The sequence below is a fragment of the Bradyrhizobium sp. genome (assembly GCF_049586575.1).
GTDB lineage: Bacteria > Pseudomonadota > Alphaproteobacteria > Rhizobiales > Xanthobacteraceae > Bradyrhizobium.
This window is the reverse complement of sequence record NZ_JBAVCF010000542.1, coordinates 1-6,750: the sequence shown is the minus strand read 5'-3', so window position 1 is coordinate 6,750 and position 6,750 is coordinate 1. Positions and strand designations below refer to the sequence as shown.

The 6,750-nt window shown below is 62.9% G+C and carries 7 protein-coding genes; 3 read left to right on the top strand and 4 right to left on the bottom strand.

Annotation, left to right across the window (positions count from 1 at the left end):
• Positions 1 to 150 precede the first annotated feature (150 nt).
• Complete coding sequence (locus WB528_RS20355; RefSeq protein WP_423890204.1) at positions 151 to 723, bottom strand: cob(I)yrinic acid a,c-diamide adenosyltransferase; 573 nt, start codon at positions 721 to 723, stop codon at positions 151 to 153.
• 24 nt (positions 724 to 747) lie between these two features.
• Positions 748 to 942, bottom strand: a complete 195-nt coding sequence (locus WB528_RS20350) for a twin transmembrane helix small protein (RefSeq protein WP_423890203.1) — start codon at positions 940 to 942, stop codon at positions 748 to 750.
• 279 nt (positions 943 to 1,221) lie between these two features.
• On the opposite strand from WB528_RS20350, the gene WB528_RS20345 reads away from it, so the two are divergent.
• Complete coding sequence (locus WB528_RS20345) at positions 1,222 to 2,115, top strand: YihY/virulence factor BrkB family protein (RefSeq protein ID WP_423890206.1); 894 nt, start codon at positions 1,222 to 1,224, stop codon at positions 2,113 to 2,115.
• On the opposite strand, the gene WB528_RS20340 is transcribed toward WB528_RS20345, so the two are convergent.
• Together WB528_RS20340 and gluQRS are read right to left on the bottom strand one after the other, a co-directional pair.
• A complete protein-coding gene (locus tag WB528_RS20340) occupies positions 2,042 to 3,304 on the bottom strand; it encodes an ATP-binding protein (protein WP_423890205.1) in 1,263 nt (420 codons plus the stop codon). The two genes, WB528_RS20345 and WB528_RS20340, sit on opposite strands and share 74 nt — an antisense overlap.
• Positions 3,305 to 3,408: 104 nt before the next feature.
• Positions 3,409 to 4,281: a tRNA glutamyl-Q(34) synthetase GluQRS gene (gene gluQRS / locus WB528_RS20335; RefSeq protein WP_423890202.1), complete on the bottom strand. Its 873-nt coding sequence runs from the start codon at positions 4,279 to 4,281 to the stop codon at positions 3,409 to 3,411.
• A 37-nt stretch (positions 4,282 to 4,318) separates the two neighbouring features.
• On the opposite strand from gluQRS, the gene WB528_RS20330 reads away from it, so the two are divergent.
• Positions 4,319 to 5,017 (top strand): DNA-3-methyladenine glycosylase family protein, encoded by a 699-nt coding sequence (locus WB528_RS20330; RefSeq protein WP_423890201.1) that lies wholly within the window; start codon positions 4,319 to 4,321, stop codon positions 5,015 to 5,017.
• Positions 5,018 to 5,090: 73 nt separating this feature from the next.
• A partial coding sequence (locus WB528_RS20325) for a flavin-containing monooxygenase (RefSeq protein ID WP_423890200.1) occupies positions 5,091 to 6,750 on the top strand: 1,660 nt, incomplete at its 3' end.

The window sequence follows — 6,750 nt, the reverse complement described above, 5'->3', positions numbered from 1 at the left end:
ACCTGTATTTGCTAGTGGTCCTTTCGCAAAAGTAGCCGCCGAGACGGGATGCGAATGTTAGAATTGGACCACCAGAGGCCAAAAATCGCCGCCCGGAAGGTGCGCTAGATGAGCAGATGTGGCATTCGCTCCTCACCCGAGCGAGCCCGGCTAGCGGTTCTGCCCCGGCACCCACAACACGTCCCCGGCGCCGTTGCCGTTGGCCGTGCGGCTGGCGATGAACAGGAAATCCGACAACCGGTTAACATACTGAATGGCGGCTTCCCCCACCGGTTCGTCCGGCTGGGCCGCCAGCTCCACCATGATCCGTTCCGCTCTGCGGCAAACGGTACGCGCCAGATGCAGATAGGCGGCGGCCGGCGTGCCGCCCGGCAACACGAAGGAGTTCAAGGGCTGAAGGTCTGCGTTCAAGAGATCGATGTCGCGCTCGAGGCGTTCGACCTGGCTCGCGAGAACGCGCAGGCGCTCCGCCTTGCCTTCGCGCTGGGGCACGGCGAGGTCGGCGCCGAGATCGAACAGATCGTTTTGAATCAGTCCCAGCATAGCATCGAGCCCGGGCTCCTCGGCGAGATGGAGCCGGACCACGCCGATGGCGGCATTGGTCTCGTCGACGGTACCGTAGGCTGCGATACGCAAATCGTATTTCGGCCGGCGTTCGCCGCTTCCGAGCGCGGTGGTGCCGTCGTCGCCGGTTCGCGTATAGATACGGTTGAGGACGACCATGCCTTCTCTCCTGGTGGCATATCCCTAATGGCCCGTCGCCCAGACGGTGATCATGATGATCACGATTGCGACGAACTGAAGCAAAACCCGCAACCGCATCAGTTTCTGCGAGCGGTTCGGAGAGCCGCCCCGCATCATGTTGAGAAGACCGAGCAGCAGCACCACCGCGACCGCCGCCACCGCAATAGGAACAATGAACGTGCCAAGGAACGAAGCCATCTCGCCTAGATAACACCGCGCCGGCCGATCCGCCATTGCCGCCTCACATCGGCGATCTGGCTTTTGGGTGAATAATATCAGAAGGTGGCGTGGTTAACTCAAGCCAGTGCGGCAAATTTGAAGTTCCTATCAATTTCGCCGCGAGTTCGTTATAGGAACTTCAAATTCAGAAGCCGCACCGGTATCAATAAGTTGCTAGAGCTCCTTTGATTCCGAAGTTCGCATCAGAGGTCGCCACGGTAGCTTGCGAACTTCGGAATCGGAGCTCTAGTGTCCGCTGTGCGGCTGATTCGCTACATCTTCCATGTCACCATCGATGCGTTCTACACGTTTCTGGCCGATGACGGCTGGGCGATCGCCAGCCACATCGCGCTGTCGACCTTGATGGCGCTGTTTCCGTTCCTGATCGTGCTGACGTCGCTTGCGGGCTTCTTCGGCTCCAAGGAGCTCGCCGATCAGGCCGCGGGGCTCTTGCTCCAGGTCTGGCCGAAGCAGGTCGCCGATTCGCTCTCGGGCGAAATCCACGATGTCCTGACCACGACCCGGGGCGATATCCTGACCATCGGCGCGGTGCTCGCGGTTTATTTCGCCTCCAATGGCGTTGAAGCGCTTCGTGTCGCGCTCAACCGCGCCTACGCCGTGATCGAGCCGCGCCGATGGTATTGGCTGCGGCTGGAGTCGATCGGATATACGCTGGTCGCGGCTTTCACTTCGCTGGCGATGGCGTTCCTGATCGTGCTCGGCCCCTTGATGCTTGAAGCTGCGCGGCGGCACATTCCGATCATCGTCGATACCAACCAAAATCTCCTCAACATCGCCCGTTACAGCATCACGATCCTGGCGCTGGTGGTTGCGCTGTTCGTCCTGCATGCGTGGCTTCCAGCCGGCCGGCGTTCCTTCTTGCAGATCCTGCCGGGCATCATCTTCACCTTGCTGGCTTCGATGATATCGGGCACCGTGTTCGGGCAATACCTGGCTCGGTTCGCCAATAACTACGTGACGATGTATGCCGGTCTCGCGTCGGTCATCATCGCGCTGGTGTTTTTGTATTTTATCGCAGCGATCTTCGTCTATGGCGGGGAGCTTAACGCCGCGATCATCAAGTCGCGCTTGCCGCACGGCGTGTCACTTCAAGCAGCGCAGTCGCTAAAGCCCTCGGAGACACGGGCTTGACCAGGAAGGCGTCGGCGCCCGCCTCGCGCGCCGCCGTCTCATCGTCGCTGCGGCCGGATACGCCGATGATCGCAATGCCGCCCGCGGGCGGACCCAGCGCGCGGATGCGCCGGATCGCCTCGATGCCGCCGATGCCGGGAAGCACCATATCCATCAGCACGGCATCGAAATCGCCTAGCATGATGCGTTCCAGCGCGTCCTCACCGCGGCCGATGAACTCCGCCTGATGACCGAGCTCGGTCAAAACCGCATTCAGCACGACACGACCGAACGGATTGTCCTCAACGCTGAGAACACGCAAACCCCGCGCGTGATCCTGCGCCCTGTCGGCGTCCGGACCTGATCCTGCCGTCATGGCCTCGGCACGGGTCAGCGAAACCGTCAGCGTGAAGGTGGTCCCGCCGCCTCGCCGCGGGGTTACGACGATATCGCCGCCCATCGCGCGCGCAAGTTGCTTGACCGACGACAATCCGAGGCCGGCGCCGCCAAAGCGTGCGGCAACCCTGACATTGGCCTGCGAGAAGGGGCGAAACAGCCGCTTGATCTCCTTTAACGAGAGGCCGATGCCGCTGTCGGAGACGGCAAAGGCGACACCGATTTTGTCTTTCACGTCGCGCGTCGGCCGCACGGCGAGCGCAACGCCGCCCTGCTCGGTAAATTTGGTGGCGTTATCGATCAGGTTTTCCAGCGCCGCCCGCAGCCGAACGGGATCTCCGATCACGAAGACAGGGAGCTTTTCCGAAATCTCGACCCGCGACTGCAACCCTTTGGCCGTCGCCCGGCCGGCCAATGAATCCCCGGCCTTGTGGGCGAGCGTGCGCAGGTTGAAAAAATCCTGCCGGACGCCAAGCTCGGAACGCCCGCTTCGGGCGGCATCGACAAACAGCGTCGCCAGGCTTGCCAGATGCTCCGCACCGGCCTTGATGGTGTCCACCCAGCGGCGCTCCCGCTCGCCGAGATCGGACGTCGCCAGGAGATCGCTGATCGCGAGAATGCCTGTCAACGGCGTACGGACTTCGTGGGCGAAGGTGGCGAGCGCAGTCTCGACGATGCCGGGAGCAGCTGTCCTGCCGGCCGCCTTGGTAACGACCTTGCGCGACCTGCCGGCTGCAACGCCTGGCTTACGCTTTTTCGGCCGAGCCTTTCCCGATGGCCGTTGAGTGCGCCGTGTTCGCGAATTCGACGCCATGATTCCCCCAATCCTGGCCGGCTCCACCATGGCACGGTCAGGCATGTGGAGTCACGCCGAAGCGGAAATCTTGCCGCGACCAGAATATCGGCAGTGGATAGCTCTCAAGCCAGACCGACGCGCCGGCGAATTTCCTCCGGGGTTAGGCCGTTTGCCCTTAACTCCCGCAAGCCGGTCGCATCGGTTGATTTCGACAATTTTTGCCCGGCCGCATCCCGAACGAGGTGGTGATGCCGGTAGACCGGAGACGGCAGCCCGAGAAGCTGCTGCAACAAGCGGTGCACGCTCGTCGACCAGAACAGGTCTTGCCCCCGCACCACTTCCGTGACGCCTTGCAGCGCGTCGTCGACGACGACCGCGAGGTGATAACTGGTCGGGGTTTCCTTGCGCGCGATGATGACGTCACCCCAGGCCTCGGGCCGGGCGGCGACCGTCCCCCTCTCGCCTTGCGGGCCCTCGCCGCATTCGCGCCAGCTCAGTTCACCGGCGCGGGCACAGGCAGCGGCCATGTCGAGTCGCAGCGCATAGGGCGCACCCGATCGAAGCAGCGGCTCCCGCTCGGCCGGCGGCAGCGCTCGCGCCGTGCCGGGATAGAGCGGTGCACCGTCGGGATCGCGCGGCCACGGCGCCTCAGCCTCGTTCTGCTTGATGAGGCGGGCAATTTCGGCGCGGCTTTCGAATGCGGGGTAAATGAGTCCCCATGCGGTGAGCCTCTCGAGCGCGGCGCGATATTCCGCCAAATGCTCGGACTGACGGCGCACTGGTCTTTCCCAGGCAAGGCCGAGCCAGGCGAGGTCCTGATCGATCGCTTCCTCGAATTCCGGGCGGCAACGGGTTGGATCGATGTCCTCGATGCGCAACAGGAAGCGACCGCCCGATTCGCGCGCAAGATCGAAATTAAGCATCGCCGAAAACGCGTGACCGAGATGCAGGTGACCGTTCGGAGACGGCGCAAAGCGGAAAACGGGTGGCGGCATTGATCTGTCTCGCGATACGTGTTGGTTTTAAAACGCAATGACCCTCCACCTCAACAGCCAGGCCGACCTTGAGGAAGCGATCCGCGCGCTTCTGAAACAGGACCCGCGGCTCAAACCCGTCTTCGAGGTCGCCGGAATGCCGGCGCTGCGGCGGCGCGAGCCAGGATTTCAAGGGCTGGCGCATATCATTTGCGGCCAGCAGCTTTCGACCGCAAGCGCGGCCGCCATCTGGGGGCGGCTGACCGCCGCTTTCGACCCGTTCCACCACGATGCCTTCCGCCGCGCCCGCGCCGACCGCCTCGGGCGGCTCGGCCTGTCCGCAGCCAAGATCAAGACCCTGAAGAATCTGGCGCGTGAGATCACCACCGGGCGGGTGAATCTCGACGTGCTTGCCAACGAGGATGCCGATGCCGCGCATAACGCGCTCGTTTCGCTGCATGGCATCGGGCCGTGGACGGCGGACCTGTACCTGCTGTTTTGCCTCGGCCATGGCGATGCCTGGCCCGCCGGCGACCTCGCCGTCCAGGAGGCGGTCAAAATCGGACTTGGGCTGAAGACGCGCCCCACCGCAAAGGAGATGGCCCCTCTCGCGGAACCCTGGCGTCCGATGCGCGGCGCGGCGGCGCATTTGTTGTGGTCGTATTACCGGGCGATCAAGAAACGCGAAGGCGTGATCGCGGGCGCGGACAAGAAGAGCGCCGCTTCAAAAAATATCCCGGTTGCGAAACGCTCATAGCCAGGCAGCTTTCTGCCCGATCTCAAAGGGTATAGCCTACCGGTTGAAGGCGCGTCCCCAGTGAGACCAACGCATGCTCGATCGAACGGAGGATATCTCGATAGCGGCCGAAGGCTGGCTGGCGGAGTTCGAGCGTGCGCTCGAACATCCCGACAGCCGCACGCTTCGGCCCCTCTTTCATCCCGATAGCTTCTGGCGTGACGCGTTGGCGCTGAGCTGGAACCTGCAAACGCTCAATGGCGCCGATGCGATCCTGAACGAGCTTCCCGTTCTGGCCGGCCGTCTCGCGCCGTCCGGCTTCAAGATCGACGGCGAACGCGCGCCGCCGCGCCGCGTGAAGCGCGCCGGCACCGAAACGATCGAGGCGATCTTCAAATTCGAAACCATTCAAGGCCGCGGCCACGGCATCATCAGGCTCGTTCCTGATGCCCGCGATGGCAATCGGCTGAAGGCCTGGACGCTCTTCACCGCGCTGGAGGAATTAAAGGGTTTTGAGGAGACGATCGGATCGGCGCGGCCGCGCGGCCAGTCTTATTCGCGCGATTTTCGCGGACCCAACTGGCTCGATCAGCGCGAGGCTGCCGTCGCCTATGCCGACCGCGACCCGAGCGTGCTCGTGGTCGGCGGCGGACAGGCCGGGCTTTCGATTGCCGCGCGCTGCAAGCAACTCGCCATCGACACCCTGATCGTCGATCGGGCGAGCCGCATCGGCGACAACTGGCGCAAACGTTACCATGCGCTGACCCTGCACAATCAGGTGCAGGTCAATCACCTGCCCTACATGCCGTTTCCGCCGAACTGGCCGGTCTATATCCCCAAGGACAAGCTCGCCAACTGGTTCGAATCCTACGTCGATGCCATGGAGCTGAACTTCTGGACCGCGACCTCGTTCGAAAGCGGCAGATACGACGCGGACAACCAACGCTGGACGGTGGTGTTGCGCCATGGCGACGGCAGCGAGCGCATCATGCATCCACGGCATGTGGTGATGGCGACGGGCGTCAGCGGGATCGCGAATCGTCCGGATATTCCGAGCTTAAAGAATTTCGCCGGCACCGTCCTGCATTCGAGCCAGTATCACGACGGCGAGGACTGGAAAGACAAGAACGCCATCGTGATCGGTACCGGCAACAGCGGCCACGACATCGCGCAGGACCTTTATTCGAGCGGCGCCAGAGTGACGCTGGTTCAGCGCAGCCCAACCCTGATCACCAATATCGAGCCGTCGGCGCAACTCGCCTACGCGACCTACAACGAAGGCACGCTGGAGGATAACGACCTGATCGCGGCCTCGATGCCGCTGCGGTTGGCTAAAAAGACCCACCAGATGATCACCGGGCAATCCAAACAATTCGACAGGGAATTGCTCGACGGCCTCGCTCAAGTCGGCTTCAAGCTCGATTACGGCGAGGATGACACCGGCTGGCAGTTCAAATATCTCACCCGCGGTGGCGGCTATTATTTCAACGTCGGCTGCTCGGATCTCGTGGCGCGGCGCGAAATCGCGCTTCGACAATTTGCCGATATCGATTCCTTCGTGCCTGAGGGCGCGCGGATGACGAATGGCGAGTTGCTCGAAGCTGGCTTGATCGTGCTCGCGACCGGCTACAAGCCGCAGGAAGCTCTGGTGCGACAATTGTTCGGCGAGGAAGTCGCCGCCCGCGTCGGCCCGATCTGGGGCTTCGGCGACGGACAGGAACTACGCAACATGTACACGCGCACCGGCCAGGACG